This window comes from Noviherbaspirillum soli (assembly GCF_015352955.1).
GTDB classification, from domain to species: Bacteria; Pseudomonadota; Gammaproteobacteria; order Burkholderiales; family Burkholderiaceae_D; genus Noviherbaspirillum_A; species Noviherbaspirillum_A soli.
The window spans coordinates 194,143-209,740 of the sequence record NZ_JACYOX010000002.1 but is presented as its reverse complement, the minus strand read 5'-3'; the positions used below and the strand labels follow the sequence as shown (position 1 = coordinate 209,740).

Sequence of the window (15,598 nt, the reverse complement as noted above, 5' to 3'; positions counted from 1 at the left end):
ACTTTCCATGACTGCCCTCATCTGCGGTTCGCTTGCTTTCGATACCATCATGTCCTTCGGCGGCCGCTTTTCCGAAGCCCTGCTGGCTGATCAGCTGCACAAGATCAATGTGGCCTTCCTGGTGCCCAGCATGCGCCGCGAGTTTGGCGGCTGCGCCGGGAACATTGCCTATAACCTGAAGCTTCTGGGCGGCGATCCGCTGATCATGGCCACCATAGGCCAGGACGGCGGCGCCTATCATGAACGGCTGGACCAGCTGGAAATCTCGCGGCGCTGCATACGCACGATAGACGACGCCTATACCGCGCAGGCCTTCATCACCACCGATGCCGGCAGCAACCAGATCACCGCATTCCATCCGGGCGCGATGTCGGTGTCGTTCGAGAACAAGGTGGCCGACGCCGGCGCCGTCAAGCTGGCCATCATTGCCCCCGATGGCCGCGACGGCATGCTGCAGCATGCGCAGCAATGCGCCGACCTGAAGGTACCCTTCATCTTCGACCCCGGCCAGGGCCTGCCGATGTTCGACGGCGCCGCGCTGACCCGCTTCATTGAACTTGCCACCTGGGTTGCAGTCAACGACTACGAGGCTGAACTGCTGATGGAACGCACCGGCTTGTCCCTCGCCGACATCGCCGGCAAGGTGGATGCGCTGGTAGTGACGCGCGGCGAGCACGGTTCGGAAATCCATACCGGCGGCAGGCGCATCGACATACCTTGTGTGCCGGTAGAGAAAGTGGTGGACCCCACTGGCTGCGGCGACGCTTTCCGCGCCGGCATGATGCATGGCCTGGCTCGTGGCTACGATTGGGAAACCACCGGCCGCATCGCCAGCCTGATGGGCGCGATCAAGATCACCCATCAGGGCGGCCAGAATCATGCGCCGTCGCTGGCCGAAATCGAAGAGCGCTTCGAGCAGGCTTTCGGTTACCGCTTCTGACCACGCACAGAAAGGGAGAACAGCATGCGCAAGATACTGGGCATCAGCCTGGCCCTGGCCGCAATGTCGGGCTGCGCCGGCGACCCCGGCCTGCCTTTCACGTCATCCACGCAGGGAACCACGGTGGTGCGCAACGCCATGGTGATCGGGGTGGAGATGCCGGCCTCGGCGGATGCGATCGCCCGCCTGCAGCTGCGCTACGACAACGGCAGCGTTGCCACCGAAGAAGTGATGACGACGGAAGTGTTCAAGGTGGGCGACAAGGTCAGGGTCACCCACAGCCGCGGCACCGCGCGCATCGAGCGGCTGGAGTAAGCCAGCAGCCCGTCAGAAGGCCAGCGGCAGCAGCAGCGCGCTGCTGACCGACAGCGCAATGCGCAGCAGCAGGAAGGCCACGATGGGGCTCAAGTCAATGCCGCCCATCAGCGGTATGATGCGCCGCAGCGGGCGCATCATGGGCTCGTTCATGGCCCTGACCAGCGGCGCCAGCGGCGCATGCGGATTGACCCAGCTGAAGATCACTTCAATGAGCAGCAGGCCCATCAGGCCGTACAGCATCCACTGCACCAGCCGCAACAGCGACAGCACGATCAGCGCTTGCGGCGTGACGCTGGCGGCGATCAGCAGGTCCAGCGCGACCGATACCATGATCATCAGAAAGGCGCCGATCAGTGAGGCCCAGTCATAGCCGCCCACGCCCGGTAGCAGCCGGCGCAGCGGCTTGACCAGCCAGTCGGTTGCCTGGAACATGAAATGCGCGAAGGCCATCGGTGGGCGCACCCGCACTGCCTGCATCCAGAAACGCAGCAGGAAAAGCGCACCCAGGATGCCGGTAACGGTATCGACGATCAGACCAAAAATACTGTACAGCACGGCGTTGTTCCCCCTGATAAAAAACCCGCTGCATGACGTTCGGTCATGCAGCGGGCATTGTGCCCGAACTTAAGCGGGCGACCAAGCAGCCAGCGTCTTAAGGACGGTTGGTGCCGGTCGGGAACGGCCAGGCTGCAGCCGGGTTGATGACGGTCTTCACAGCGGGCGTTGCCGGTGCGGCGGGCGCTGCTGCTGGCGTGGCTGGTGCCGCGGCCTTGGCGGCCGTGGTGGCCGCACTCTTCCTGGCTGCCGCTTTCTTGGGCGCTGCGGTCTTGGCCGGCGCTGCGGCCTTCTTCGCTGGCGCAGCCTGCGGTGCCTTCTTCGCTACCGCCGTCTTGGCTGGCGCTTTCTTGGCAGCGGCCTTTTTGGCGACCGCTTTCTTGGCTACCGCTTTCTTGGCTACCGCTGTCTTGGCTACGGCCTTCTTGGCGACTGCCTTCTTGGCGACTGCCTTCTTGGCTACGGCCTTCTTGGCGACCGCCTTCTTGGCGACCGCCTTCTTGGCTACGGCCTTCTTGGCGACCGCCTTCTTGGCGACCGCCTTCTTGGCTACGGCCTTCTTGGCGACCGCCTTCTTCGCGACCGCCTTCTTGGCTACGGCCTTCTTGGCGACCGCCTTCTTGGCGACCGCCTTCTTCGCGACTGCCTTCTTGGCTACGGCCTTCTTGGCAACCGCCTTCTTCGCTACGGCCTTCTTGGCGACCGCTTTCTTGGCGACTGCCTTCTTGGCTACGGCCTTTTTAGCGACCGCTTTCTTGGCCGGAGCGGCGGCCTTCTTTGCTACCGGCTTGCCGGTAGCAGCTTTTTTCGCGGCGGTTTTCTTCGCCGCGGTTTTCTTTGCTGCTGTTGCCATTTGTTTCTCCTTCACGTGATAGGAAATCAAGCTAAAGATCGAACCCGCCCGTGGCATCGCGCTGCCCCGGGCGGGTTATTCATCGGCACAAGCAGGCTGCGCTTGCGCTAATGAATTCGGCACCAGCTGAACTGCTGCATCTCCTCGTTCATGCAGCACTTCAGCCATCATTGGCTGTTGCGGCGCGCAAGCGCGCGGCGACCGCCAAAAAAAACGCCGGCCACAAAGCCGGCGTCGGAATACTGTTTCAAAAAGGACAAACCGTTTTTCGAAGAAAACGCCGCCTTGCCCGACAGGATCGGGCGCAGCGGCGTTTGCAGGTCAGAGCGTTCAGATTTTCTACTGTCCATTCAATTCGGTTTTACCCTTTCTTGGCCCACCGTCTTTCTGGTTCCAGTTCATCTTGGGCAGCGGCTCACGCTTTCATCCATGCCACCGATATCGATACTCGGGGACGGATCAACTGCGATGCCGTCCTGATGCTAATGAAGCCAACCGCTGTCATCTGTCGCTTTAACTTAATCCCAGTTAAGCGCTCCACCCGTCTGGTATTCGATGACCCTTGTTTCGAAAAAGTTTCGCTCTTTCTTCAGGTCGATCATCTCGCTCATCCAGGGGAACGGATTTTCTTCTTGCGCGAACATCGCGTCCAGACCAATTTGCTGCGCGCGACGATTTGCGATGAAGCGGAGGTAGCCCTTGAACATGGGTGCATTCAGCCCTAGCACACCACGCGGCATTGTATCCTCTGCGTAGCGATATTCCAACTCTACGGCCTGCAAAAACAACGCTTTGATTTCATCCTTGAACTCGGGTGTCCAGAGGTGCGGATTCTCCATCTTGATCGTGTTGATCAGGTCGATGCCGAAGTTGCAGTGCATGGACTCGTCGCGCAGGATGTACTGGTACTGCTCGGCCGCGCCCATCATCTTGTTCTGCCGGCCCAGCGCAAGGATCTGCGTGAAGCCGACATAGAAGAACAGGCCTTCCATCAGGCACGCAAACACGATCAGCGACTTGAGCAGTTTCTGGTCCGCTTCGGTGGTGCCGGTCGTGAAGGCGGGATCGGTCAGCACGTCGATGAAGGGGATCAGGAACTCATCCTTGTCGCGGATCGATGCGACTTCGTGATAAGCGTTGAAGATCTCGCCTTCATCCAGGCCAAGCGACTCGACGATGTACTGGTAGGCATGGGTGTGGATCGCTTCCTCGAATGCCTGGCGCAGCAGGTACTGGCGGCATTCGGGCGCCGTAATGTGGCGGTAGGTGCCCAGCACGATGTTGTTGGCGGCCAGCGAATCGGCGGTGACGAAGAAGCCGAGGTTGCGCTTGACCAGGCGACGCTCGTCGTCGGTCAGGCCGTTCGGGTTCTTCCACAGCTCGATATCGCGCTGCATGTTGATTTCCTGCGGCATCCAGTGATTGGCGCAGCCGGCGAGGTATTTGTCCCAGGCCCATTTGTACTTGAACGGCACCAGCTGGTTGACATCGGTCTGGCCGTTGATGATGCGCTTGTCGGCGGCATTGACGCGGCGCTCGGCGACCGGCGCGGCATCGGGCTGGGCCATCACCGCAGGGTTGTATGCCACGTCCTGATTCAACGGGCTGGCAGGCACCGCGGCCTGCAGGCGGGCTTGCGGCTCGGGTGCGCGCGGCGCGGGTGTGGAGGTAACTTCATCGTCCCAGGAAAGCATCGTCGTGTCCTTTACATGTCTTTGATTTGCAGCCGCCATGCTGCATCGGGCGGCATTCTTCGGGGCCTCGTGGAGCGCTGGCAACCGCCTCGGAGACCGTCATCCGGCGGCGCTTTCCCTGCATGCTGCACTGCTGGAAAGCACGCGATCGCGGCTCCGAAATGGTGGGCGTATTTTACACCAGTCCGCAAAAATGACCACTACAGATAGGGCCTGAAGAGTAAAAAACGCCATATCTAGTGTTTGCAAAAACGCACACCCGAGTCGGCCTGCTCAAAGCTCCGGCATGGCAGGCACCGCTTGCCGACGCCTGCCGGGCCTTGCTCGCCGGTCTTTGTCACCTCTGTTTGAGGCATTCGTTATACAGGCCAGAAATCCGGCCAGCCGGCGGAACCCACACGGCCGAGCGCCTTCTATCCAACAGGTGCCGGCGCGGCCACGCGCCGGCGTAGTCAATCATCACAGTTATTGGAAACAGTCATGTGCGGCATAGCAGGAGAACTGCGGTTCGATCAACAATTTGCGGACGTCGCTGCGGTCGTCCGGATGGCGGAGTCGCAGGCGCGGCGCGGTCCCGACGGCGAGGGCATCTTCAGCCTCGGCAGCCGCTGCTTCGGCCACCGGCGCCTGTCCATCATGGACCTGAGCCAGCGCGCCCACCAGCCCTTCATCGACAATCTGCTCGGCCTGGGCATCGTCTTCAACGGCGCCATCTACAACCATCACGAGCTGCGCGCCGAGCTGCAGGCGCAAGGCTATCAGTTCGCCTCCACCGGCGACACCGAAGTCATCATCAAGGCCTGGCATGCATGGGGACCGGCCGCCCTGGACCGGCTGTACGGCATGTTTGCGTTTGCCCTGTGGGAACGCGATAGCGGCATCACCTACCTGGCCCGCGACCGGCTCGGCATCAAGCCGCTGTACTACGCGCAGGACAAGGAGCGGCTGCGCTTCGCCTCCACGCTGCCGGCCCTGCTCAAGGGCGGCGGCATCGACACCACGCTGGATACGCAGGCACTGCATCATTACCTGAGCTGGCATGCGGTGGTGCCGGCGCCGCTGACGATGCTGCGCGGCGTGAGGAAGCTCGCGCCCGCGACCTGCATGACAGTGCATCCCGACGGCCGCAGCGAAACCACCACCTGGTGGCGGCTCGACTTCCCCGGCAAGGCCGAAGACCAGGAACGCAGCTTCGGGGAATGGCGCGACATGGTGCTGGAATCGCTGCGCCTGTCGGTCAAGCGGCGCCTGGTGGCCGACGTGCCGGTCGGGGTGCTGCTCTCGGGCGGGCTGGATTCCAGCCTGATCACCGGCCTGCTGGCCGAAGCCGGCACGAAGGACCTGCGCACCTACTCGATCGGCTTCGAGGCGGTGGACCAGGAGGCCGGCGACGAGTACTACTACTCGGACCTGATTGCGAAGCACTACGGCACGGTGCATGAGAAGCTGCACATTCCCGCCGACCATCTGCTGGCCTCGCTGCCGGATGCGATCGCCGCGATGTCCGAGCCCATGGTCAGCCACGACTGCGTGGCTTTCTACCTGCTGTCGCAGGCGGTGTCGAAGCATAGCCGCGTGGTGCAGAGCGGCCAGGGCGCCGACGAGGTGTTCGGCGGCTATCACTGGTATCCGCCGCTGGCCGACATCCATGACGACGAAGCCGGCGTGGCGGCCTATCGCAAGGTGTTCTTCGACCGCGGCCACCAGGACCTGCTGGGACTGCTTCAGGCCGGCAAGGACATGCCCGACTGGAGCGGCGACTTCCTGCGCGGCCATTTCGCGATGCCCGGCGCGAACAGCGCGATCGACCGCGCGCTGCGCCTCGACACCACGGTGATGCTGGTCGACGACCCGGTCAAGCGGGTCGACAACATGACCATGGCCTTCGGCCTGGAAGCGCGGGTGCCCTTCCTCGACCATGAACTGGTGGAGCTGGCGGCGCGCATCCCGGCGCGCCACAAGATCGCCGAGGGCGGCAAGCATGTGCTGAAGGAAGCGGCGCGCCGCGTGATACCGGCCGCGGTGATCGACCGGCCCAAGGGCTATTTCCCGGTGCCGGCGCTGAAGTACCTGCGCGGCGACTTCCTGGAGTATGTGCGCGGCCTGCTCGACTCGCCGCGCGCGCGCGAACGCGGCCTGTTCCGGCGCGACGCGGTGGAACGCATGCTGGCCGACCCCGACAGCGCCATCACGCCGCTGCGCGGTTCCACCCTGTGGCAGCTGGCGCTGCTGGAAGCCTGGCTGCAGACCAACGGCCTGTGACGCGGCCGCCCACCGATGAATATGGAAAGAAGCAAATGAACACTCCGCAACAACAAGGCGCCGCCGGCATCACCTTGCCGCCGTCGCTGGCCACCGACGCTGAAACAAGCATCGCGCCGCACGCCAATGTGATCCTCGATTGCGGCTGGGGCCGCCTGATGTACGCGCCCTCATTCGAATCCACCAGGCTGCTGGCCTCGGAACTGATGCAGGAAGAAGCCGGCAAGCGCGACATCGCGCTGTACGTGCAGGCGCCGCAGCTGTTGCTGGCCGAAGCGCCGGCCAGCCTGTTCCTCGATCCATCATTGATGTTCCGGCGGCCTTTGTCGGCCGATGCGCCGGCGGCCGGCACCGCGCCGGGCGTCGTGATACGTCGCCTCACCACGCGTGCCGACATTGCCGCGATGAACCGGCTCTACAGCATGCGCGGCATGGTGCCGCTGGAGCCGCGCACCGTGTGGCGGCAGCGCGAATCGGATGCCCTGATCTACCTGATCGCCGAGGACGAGCGCACGGGCGAAGTGATCGGCTCGGTGATGGGCGTGGACCATGTGCTGGCCTTCGGCGACCAGGAAGGCGGCAGCAGCTTCTGGTGCCTGGTGGTCGACCCGCAAACCACCATGGCCGGCGTCGGCACGTCGCTGGTGAACCAGCTGATCGATCTCTTCACCAGCCGCGGCCGCGCCTTCCTCGACCTGTCGGTGCTGCACACCAACCAGAATGCGATCGGCCTGTACCAGAAGCTGGGCTTCGAGCAGGCCAGCGGCTTTGCGGTCAAGCACAAGAACTCCATCAACGAGCGGCTGTTCATCGATACCGCCGAGGTGTCGGCGCTCAATCCCTATGCCCGCATCATCGTCGACGAAGCGCGGCGGCGCGGCATCGGCGTGGAAATCGTCGATGCCGAGGCCGGCATCTTCAAGCTGCGCCATGTCGGCCATGAAATGCTGTGCCGGGAATCCCTGACCGAACTGACCGGCGGCGTCGCCATGACCTGGTGCCAGGACAAGGTGCTGACGCTGCGGCGCCTGGCGTCGGTCGGCCTGCGCGTGCCGCAGCAGCGGGTGGCCGGCGACGCCGGGGCCGACGCCGCCTTTCTGCGCGAGCATGGCGAGATCGTGGTCAAGCCGGCGCTGGGCGAACAGGGCAAGGGCATCAGCATGGGCGTGCGCACCGAAGAGGACCTGGCCGATGCGATACAGCGGGCGCAGAAGGAAGGCGGCCACGTGGTGCTGGAGCAATTCTGCAGCGGACAGGACCTGCGCATCGTCGTGATCGGCTACAAGGTCGTGGCCGCGGCCGTACGCCGGCCGGCCGAAGTCACCGGCGATGGCCAGTCCGCGCTGGCGCAGCTGATCGAGCGCCACAGCGCGCGGCGCGCGGCCGCCACCGGCGGTGAAAGCCGCATTCCGATGGATGCCGAGACCGAGCGCTGCCTGGCCGAGCAGGGCCTGACGATGGCATCGGTGCCGCAAGACGGCCAGCGGGTGCAGGTGCGCAAGACCGCGAACCTGCACACCGGCGGCACCATCCACGACGTCACCGCCTCGCTGCATCCGACGCTGCGCGCCGCGGCCGAAAGCGCGGCGCGGGCGCTGCGCATCCCGGTGGTGGGCCTCGACTTCCTGGTGCCTGCGCCGGACCAGGAAGAGTATGTGATCATCGAGGCCAACGAGCGTCCCGGCCTTGCCAACCATGAACCGCAGCCGACCGCGCAGCGCTTCGTCGACCTCCTGTTTCCCTATACCGCCTGAGCCCCCATGCAGAAACTCCCGATTGATGCCGACTACCTCAAGACCACGCTGCTGGAACTGCTGGCCATCCCCAGCCCGACCGGGCTGACCGATGAAATCGTCCACTACACCGGCGCCAAGCTCGAAGCGCTCGGCGTGGCCTATGAACTGACCCGGCGCGGCACGATACGCGCCGTCCTGCGCCGCAACCTGCCGGAGCGGCGGCGCACCAACCCGGCCTGCGCCATCGTCGCCCATCTCGACACGCTGGGCGCGATGGTGCGCGAGATCAAGCCCAGCGGCCGGCTGTCGCTGATGCCGGTGGGCACCTGGTCCAGCCGCTGGGCCGAAGGCGGCCGCGTCACGCTGTTTACCGATACCGGCCGCGAGCGCGGCTCGGTGCTGCCGCTGATGGCCTCGGGCCATGTGTACAACGAGGCGATCGACAGCCAGCCGGTCAACTGGGACCAGCTCGAACTGCGCATCGACGCGCCGATCTCGTCGGCCGCGGACGCAAGGGCGCGCGGCATCCAGATCGGTGACTTCGTCGCCTTCGACGCCGCGCCGGAAGTGCTGGAAAACGGCTACATCGTCTCGCGCCACCTGGACGACAAGGCCGGCGTGGCCGCCGTGCTGGCCGCGTTGAAGGCCGTGGTCGACAGCAAGGCCACGGTGCCGATGAACTGCCACCTGGTGTTTACGCTGACCGAGGAAGTCGGCTCGGGCGCCCGCGCCGTGATCGAGAGCGACGTCAGCGAAGTCATCGGCGTGGACATCGGCCCGGTGGCCACCGGCCAGGGCGCGCATGAGCTGGGCGTCACCATCCCGCTGATGGATTCGGCCGGGCCGCACGACTACCACCTGACGCGGCGCCTGCTGCGGCTGTGCGAGGACCATGGCATCCCCAGCCACCGCGACGTGTTCCGCTTCTACCATTCCGACGCCAGCGCGGCGGTGAATGCGGGCCACGATGTGCGCACTGCCCTGCTGTGCTTCGGCGCCGACGCCTCGCACGGCTATGAGCGCACCCATCTGTCGGGCCTGGTCAACCTGGCGGAGCTGCTGGCGCTGTATATCCAGAGCGGCCCCACCATCGCCAGCGACCGCGAGCGCTGGGTCGATTCGGTGGAAGGCTTTTCCCACCAGCTCGACGCCGACCAGCTGGCGCGCGCCGACACGCCGCTGCCGGACGCGAACGAACTGGTGCGGCCGGGCGAGACGGCCGCGACGGACGAGGAAAAGGGCGGCGCCAAGGCCTGATCAGGCGGCAACGCCCCTCATGCCGGCTGCTGCGGCGCCTGCTGCAGCGGCAGCCGCAGCACCGCCACGCCCTCGCCCACCGCCGGATGCACATCGAAGCCCAGCTTCCTGACCATGTCCAGCAGCGGCCGGTTGTCCAGCAGCGCCTCGCCGATGATTTCCCGGGTGCCGCGGCTCCTGCAATAAGCGATCAGCTTGTGCATCAGCATCATGCCCAGCCCGCGCCCCTTCATGTCGGAACGCACGATGATGGCAAACTCGGCCTTGATGTTGTCGGGGTCGGCAATGGCGCGCGCCACACCCAGGGTTTCCTGGCTGCCATCGGCACGCCGGCGCACCGCAACAAAGGCCATCTCGCGGTCATAGTCGATCTGGGTCAGGCGCGCCAGTTGCGACGGCCGCAGCTCGCGCATGCGGGAGAAGATGCGAAAGCGCACATCCTCGGGGTCGAGCGCATTGAAGAAGTGCAGATGTTCCTCGCCATCCTCGGGCCGGATCGGCCGCAGCAGCAGCGTCCCGCCCTGCCATGGCACCGTTTCCTCCAGTTCGTTCGGATAGGGCCGGATCGCCAGCCTGGCCCGCCCGTCGCCGACCGGACGCGGCGCCAGCTTGACGCGTGCATCCAGCGCGATCACGCCGTTGGCATCGGCCAATAGCGGATTGATGTCGAGCTCGACGATCTCCGGGATATCGGTCACAAGATGCGACAGCTTGACCAGCGTCAGGCAGATGGCGTCGATGTCGGCCGGCGCCTGGTTGCGGTAGCCGCGCAGCAGTTTGGCAACCCGTGTGCGCGCCACCATCGCCTGCGCCAGCGGCATGTTCAGCGGCGGCAACTCCATCGCATGGTCGGCGGTGACTTCCACGGCGATGCCGCCCTGGCCAAACAGCAGCACCGGACCAAAGACGGGGTCGGTGGCAACGCCGACGATCAGCTCGTGCGCGCGCGGACGGCGCGCCATGGCCTGCACGGTGAAGCCCGACAGCGTGGCATCGGGCAGCAGGCCGCGCAGGCGCCGCTGCATCGCGGTGGCGGCGGCCAGCACCGCCGGCGCGTCCTCCAGGTCCAGCACCACGCCGCCGACATCGGACTTGTGGCTGATCTGCGGCGACAGGATCTTCAGCGCCACCGGGAAGCCGATCTCGCTGGCCGCTGCCGCCGCTTCCTCGGCGCCGGCAGCGGTGCGGGTGGCCACCACCGGTATGCCATAGGCGGCCAGCAGGCGATGGGATTCGGGTTCGCTCAGCATGCTGCGGCAGCTGGAGAGCACCTCGCGCACCAGTTCGCGGGCGGCGGCGCGGTCGGCGCCGAAGTCCTGCGGCAGCGACGGCGGCACCTGCATCAGCAGTTCCTGGTTGCGCCGGTACTGCACGATCTGCATGAAGCCGCGCACCGCTTCCTCGGGCGTGTCGTAGGTGGGTATGCCCTGGTCGGCAAACACCTGGCGCGCCGCCGCCAGCCCATCGCCGCCCAGCCAGCAGGCCAGCACATTGCGCGCGCTCCTGGCCAGGAGCGGCGCGACTGCCTCGGCCACGTCCATGCTGGGCACGATGGCGGTCGGCGCATGGATGAACAGCAGCGCATCCGAGCCCGGATCGGCCAGCAGGAGTTCGGCCGCCTGCCGGTAGCGTTCGGCCGGCGCATCGCCGATGATGTCGACCGGATTGCCATGCGACCAGGTCAGCGGCAGCACCGCGTCCAGCGCTTCCAGGGTTTGCGGCGCCAGCGTGGCGAGCTTGCCGCCGTCGGCGATCAGGGCGTCGGTCGCCATCACGCCCGGGCCGCCGCCATTGGTGAGAATGCAGAGCCGCTCGCCCACCAGCGGCCGCGCCCGTCCCAGCGTTTCCACCGCAGAAAACAGGTCTTCGGTGGAATCCACCCGCAGCATGCCGGCCCGGCGTATCGCGGCGTCGTACACATCGTCCGCGCCGGCCATGGCGCCGGTATGCGAGGCCGCCGCACGCGCGCCTTCGGCGGCGCGGCCGGCCTTGATCACCAGCACCGGCTTGCTGCGCGCTGCCGCCCGCGCCGCCGACATGAATTTGCGGGCATCGCGGATGTCCTCTATATAGAGCAGGATGGCGCGGGTGGCGCTGTCGCCGGCCAGATAGTCGAGCAGGTCGCCGAAGTCGATGTCGGCCGCTTCGCCCAGCGACACGAAGCGCGAGAAGCCGATGCCGCGACTGCCGGCCCAGTCCAGCACGCCCGTCACCAGCGCGCCCGACTGCGACACGAAGGCCAGCTTGCCGGGGCGTGCGCCGATATGCGCGAAGCTGGCGTTGAGGCCGATGCCGGGCACCAGCATGCCCACGCAATTGGGGCCGAGGATGCGCAAGAGCGAGGTGCGCGCCGCGTCCAGCATGCGCTGCTTCAGGCTCACGCCATGCCGGTCCACGGCGCTGCCGAGGCCGGCCGTCAGCACGATGGCGGCGCGGGTGCCGCGCGCGCCCAGCTGCGCGATCAGGTCGGGCACCGTGTGCGGCGGCGTGCAGATGACAGCCAGGTCGGGCGCCGCCGGCAGCGCGGCCACGTCGCGGTAGACCGGCCGGCCGGCGAGTTCATCGTACTTGGGATTGACCGCATACAGCTCGCCGCGGAAGCCGCCGGCCAGCAGATTGGCCAGCACGGTGGCGCCCACGCTGTGCGGCCGCGCCGACGCGCCGATCACCGCGACCGACTTCGGCTCGAACAGGTATTGCAGGTTGCGTGTGCTCATGAAGCGCTCCACAAGAGGGGTATCGGAACATTTTGACCTGGGTCAAACGCCGCAGAAACATGGCGCGGCACAGCATCGGAACAGTGGACTGCCGGGTAAGAGAATCTTAGGCTAGACATGCAAACCTTTCCAAAATTCCAATGAGGAGATTGTGATGAGCTACAAGACCATTGTGGTGCATGTCGACCGGTCCAGGCATGCGCCGCAGCGTATCCGCATCGCCGCCGAGCTCGCCCTGCGCGACAATGCCCACCTGACCGGCGTGGCCATGACCGGCATCTCGCGCTATCTGCTGGAAGGCGACGTGGTCAATCAGCATGAGCCGGTTCTGGTCACCCATCTCGACTATCTTCACAAGGAGGCCGAACAGGCGCTGGCACAGTATGAGGAGACCGTGCGCCGCATGGGCGTGCTTTCCTGGGAAAAACGCCTGATCGACGACGAGCCCGCCGGCGGCCTCAGCCTGGAAGCGCGCTATGCCGACCTGGTGGTGATGAGCCAGACCGACACCGGGGAATCGCTGCCGGGCATCATGAGCGACTTCCCGGAATATGTGGTGATGAACGCGGGCCGGCCGGTGCTGCTGGTGCCTTACGCCGGCGAGTTTCCGCATCTCGGCCGCAAGGTCCTGCTGGCCTGGGACGGCAGCATGGAAGCCAGCCGCGCCATCAACGGCGCCATGCCGATGCTGCGCCAGGCGCAGGAGGTGAAGGTGGTGGTATTCAATGCCGAGCGACAGGTCAATGTGCATGGCGAGCAGCCGGGCGCCGACCTGGCGCTTTACCTGGCGCGCCACGGCGTGAAGGTGGATGTGCTGCAGGAAACCACAGAGCAGGACAGCGGCAATGCGCTGCTGTCGCTGGCGGCCGATGTCGGTGCCGACCTGCTGGTGATGGGCTGTTATGCGCATTCGCGGTTCCGCGAAGTGCTGCTGGGCGGCGCCACCCGCACGGTGCTGGAATCGATGACGCTGCCGGTGCTGATGTCGCACTGACGCGGCACGCAGAGCGCCGCATCCGCAAGGGCGGCGCGGCGCTTCCGCTTCATTCATCCATCACAGCGCCGGCCCCAATCCCCATGGCGCCGGCGTGATATTGACAATGCTGGTGTAGAGCCGTTCGAAGTCCTGTTTCAGTTCCAGGCCAGCCAGCGGATCGCGGTTGCCGGCAAATGCCTCGCCAGCCTCCTGCCATTCCTGTTCGGTCAGATGCTCGCGCAGCGCCGGAAAGATCACCTCCTCTTCCAGCCGCATATGCCGGGTATAGAAATCGGCATAACGCTTCACCTGCTGCACGAAATACGCCAGTTCCACCGGCCCGCCGAATTCATGCCGGGCAAGCGCATGGGCCAGCCTGCGCACCATCGCCTCTCCCTGCGCATGCTGCACCTCCAGTTCCACCAGCATTGCATCATGCAGATGGGTATGGTTGCGCAGCGGCGCGAACAGGAAGCGGTCTTCCTTGGGATGATGCAGGCGCTCGGGGTATTCGCTGATATACAGCAGCATTGCGCGCAGCACCTTCAGGTCGGGCCGCAGGCCCTGTTCTTCCATGGCCCGCGCCAGGTGACGCATGCCATGCACCACGGCCGCGAGCCGCTCATGCTCTTCGTGAACGATGCGCAGCGCCAGCGGCTGCCTGCCTGCCGGCGCCGAAGAGGCGGCAGGGCCATGCTGGTCGATACGCTCGGCACTGTCAGTCGATGCCATGCCGCTCTCCTTATCGGTACACCATGACGGGGATGGTCGTGTGGGCCAGCACACGCTGCGTCTCGCTGCCCAGCAGCAGGCGGTCAAGGCCGCGCCGGCCATGCGACGCCATCCAGATGCAGTCGCAGCCGCGCTCCTCGGCCAGCGCAACGATTTCCCGCCACGGGTCGGGTGCATAGCGCACCACCAGTTCACAGCGCACATGCTCGCGCGCCGCGGCTGCCGCGACCGGCTCGATCAGTGCCTGCGCCTCCGCCCGCGCCGCTGCCTCGAAGGCATTGAGGTCGACCATGGCCCCGGCCTCGGGCAGCAGCGGATACATCACCGCGACCGACAGCACGACCAGTTCCGCCCCCGACTCGCGGGCAAAGGCAAGCGCCGCGTCAGCCGCCCTGGCCGACAGCGGCGAGCCGTCGCTGGCCACCAGTATCTTCGAAAACATCATCGTTCTCCCCACCCGGCTTCTCGCCGGTCAACAGATAGTGGACCAACTGGCGCACCGGCCTGATGGCCGCGCCGAATGGCAGGCTTTCCGATCCACGGAAGAACAGCCCGCGCTGCACATCGCCTTTCAACGCATAGGCCAGCCGCGTATCGATGCAGAACTGGCCCGCCCTGGGGTTGCCGTCGCGCAGCCCGCACTGGTGCAGGCAGTCGAAGGCGGCGATGCAGTCGCGCGCATGGGCGCGGCGCTGCAGCTTTTCCTCCTTCATCAGATAGCCTTCCAGCCAGGGCGTCTTGACCGCGCGCGCCGGCAGTCCGGCCGCGCTCATGAAGGTGACGATATCTTCCGGCTTCGCCTCGGCCAGCACGCGCTTGAATTCCGGATGGGCATCGCCCTCCTCGCTGACGGCGAAGGGGGTGCCGAGCTGCACGCCGCTGGCGCCCATCGCGATTAGCGCGCGTACCTGCTCATGGCTGTGGATGCCGCCGGCAACGATCAGCGGGATGCGCTCCGATTCCAGGCCCAGCTCGCGCAGCAGCGCCAGGGTGCCTTCCAGCACCGTGGGAAAGGCGAACTGCGGCGCATCGATGTCGGCGATGCGCGGTGCGCCGAGATGGCCGGCCGCAAAGCGCGGGTTCTCGATCACGATCGCATCCGGCAGGCGCTGGCGGCGCATCCATTTCTTCAGCAGGAGCGCAATGCCGCGCGCATCCGACAGGATGGGGATCAGCGCGGCATCGGGAAAGTCGGCGGTCAGTTCCGGCAGGTCAAGCGGCAGGCCGGCGCCCACCACGATGGCCTCGGCGCCGCTCTCGCAGGCCTGGCGCACATAGGAAGCGTACTCGGCCACGGCCCGCATCACGTTCACCGCGATCATGCCGCGTCCGCCGGCCAGCGCCAGCGCCGCGCGGATCTCGCGGTCCAGCGCCACCAGGTTGGCGGCATCGATGGCCGCCTTGTCGCGCGAGCGGCCGGTCTGCGCCATCAGGTCGGCATGATGGCGGCGCAGATCGACGCTGGAGATCGTGCCCAGCCCGCCCAGCCCGGCCACCGCGCCCGCCAGGCGATGCGCGGAAATCCCCACGCCCATGCCGCCCTGCACCACTGGCAGCA

General features: G+C 66.0%; 14 protein-coding genes. 6 read left to right on the top strand and 8 right to left on the bottom strand.

Annotated features, from left to right (window positions below; translation table 11 throughout):
- Positions 1-7: 7 nt before the first annotated feature.
- Both IGW04_RS03265 and IGW04_RS03260 read left to right on the top strand, forming a co-directional pair.
- Positions 8-940 carry a carbohydrate kinase family protein gene (locus tag IGW04_RS03265; protein WP_194711591.1) on the top strand — a complete coding sequence of 311 codons (933 nt, stop codon included), beginning with the start codon at positions 8-10 and terminating at the stop codon, positions 938-940.
- Positions 941-964: 24 nt separating this feature from the next.
- Positions 965-1,255, top strand: coding sequence for a putative periplasmic lipoprotein (locus tag IGW04_RS03260; RefSeq protein ID WP_194711590.1), 291 nt, complete (start codon positions 965-967; stop codon positions 1,253-1,255).
- Positions 1,256-1,267: 12 nt separating this feature from the next.
- On the opposite strand, the gene IGW04_RS03255 is transcribed toward IGW04_RS03260, so the two are convergent.
- The 4 genes from IGW04_RS03255 to IGW04_RS03240 all read right to left on the bottom strand — a co-directional run bounded on the left by IGW04_RS03255 (position 1,268) and on the right by IGW04_RS03240 (position 4,360).
- Positions 1,268-1,813 carry a YggT family protein gene (locus tag IGW04_RS03255; protein ID WP_194711589.1) on the bottom strand — a complete coding sequence of 182 codons (546 nt, stop codon included), beginning with the start codon at positions 1,811-1,813 and terminating at the stop codon, positions 1,268-1,270.
- Positions 1,814-1,910: 97 nt separating this feature from the next.
- Positions 1,911-2,666: a histone H1-like DNA-binding protein gene (locus IGW04_RS03250; RefSeq protein WP_194711588.1), complete on the bottom strand. Its 756-nt coding sequence runs from the start codon at positions 2,664-2,666 to the stop codon at positions 1,911-1,913.
- Positions 2,667-2,833: 167 nt separating this feature from the next.
- On the bottom strand, positions 2,834-3,016 hold the full coding sequence (locus tag IGW04_RS03245; RefSeq protein ID WP_194711587.1) for a hypothetical protein: 183 nt from the start codon (positions 3,014-3,016) through the stop codon (positions 2,834-2,836).
- A gap of 168 nt (positions 3,017-3,184) precedes the next feature.
- Complete coding sequence (locus IGW04_RS03240; RefSeq protein ID WP_194711586.1) at positions 3,185-4,360, bottom strand: ribonucleotide-diphosphate reductase subunit beta; 1,176 nt, start codon at positions 4,358-4,360, stop codon at positions 3,185-3,187.
- Between the two features lie 480 nt (positions 4,361-4,840).
- On the opposite strand from IGW04_RS03240, the gene IGW04_RS03235 reads away from it, so the two are divergent.
- The 3 genes from IGW04_RS03235 to IGW04_RS03225 are packed head-to-tail and all read left to right on the top strand — an operon-like array spanning position 4,841 to position 9,615.
- On the top strand, positions 4,841-6,622 hold the full coding sequence (locus IGW04_RS03235; RefSeq protein WP_194711585.1) for an N-acetylglutaminylglutamine amidotransferase: 1,782 nt from the start codon (positions 4,841-4,843) through the stop codon (positions 6,620-6,622).
- Positions 6,623-6,657: 35 nt separating this feature from the next.
- Positions 6,658-8,376: an N-acetylglutaminylglutamine synthetase gene (gene ngg, locus IGW04_RS03230; protein ID WP_194711584.1), complete on the top strand. Its 1,719-nt coding sequence runs from the start codon at positions 6,658-6,660 to the stop codon at positions 8,374-8,376.
- A 6-nt stretch (positions 8,377-8,382) separates the two neighbouring features.
- Complete coding sequence (locus IGW04_RS03225) at positions 8,383-9,615, top strand: osmoprotectant NAGGN system M42 family peptidase (protein ID WP_194711583.1); 1,233 nt, start codon at positions 8,383-8,385, stop codon at positions 9,613-9,615.
- Between the two features lie 17 nt (positions 9,616-9,632).
- Here the strand turns inward: IGW04_RS03225 and IGW04_RS03220 are convergent, their stop codons facing one another.
- Complete coding sequence (locus tag IGW04_RS03220; protein WP_194711582.1) at positions 9,633-12,332, bottom strand: bifunctional acetate--CoA ligase family protein/GNAT family N-acetyltransferase; 2,700 nt, start codon at positions 12,330-12,332, stop codon at positions 9,633-9,635.
- A 154-nt stretch (positions 12,333-12,486) separates the two neighbouring features.
- Here IGW04_RS03220 and IGW04_RS03215 point away from each other — a divergent pair, with 154 nt between their 5' ends.
- Positions 12,487-13,326 (top strand): universal stress protein, encoded by an 840-nt coding sequence (locus IGW04_RS03215; protein ID WP_194711581.1) that lies wholly within the window; start codon positions 12,487-12,489, stop codon positions 13,324-13,326.
- Positions 13,327-13,386: 60 nt separating this feature from the next.
- Here IGW04_RS03215 and IGW04_RS03210 read toward each other — a convergent pair whose 3' ends face one another.
- From IGW04_RS03210 to IGW04_RS03200, 3 genes are read right to left on the bottom strand one after another with little or no spacing between them, the layout of a single operon-like run.
- Positions 13,387-14,040 carry a hemerythrin domain-containing protein gene (locus IGW04_RS03210; RefSeq protein WP_194711580.1) on the bottom strand — a complete coding sequence of 218 codons (654 nt, stop codon included), beginning with the start codon at positions 14,038-14,040 and terminating at the stop codon, positions 13,387-13,389.
- A gap of 10 nt (positions 14,041-14,050) precedes the next feature.
- Positions 14,051-14,482 carry a universal stress protein gene (locus IGW04_RS03205; RefSeq protein WP_194711758.1) on the bottom strand — a complete coding sequence of 144 codons (432 nt, stop codon included), beginning with the start codon at positions 14,480-14,482 and terminating at the stop codon, positions 14,051-14,053.
- A complete protein-coding gene (locus tag IGW04_RS03200; RefSeq protein WP_194711757.1) occupies positions 14,424-15,575 on the bottom strand; it encodes an NAD(P)H-dependent flavin oxidoreductase in 1,152 nt (383 codons plus the stop codon). Before IGW04_RS03200 ends, IGW04_RS03205 begins: the two co-directional genes overlap by 59 nt.
- Positions 15,576-15,598: the final 23 nt, after the last annotated feature.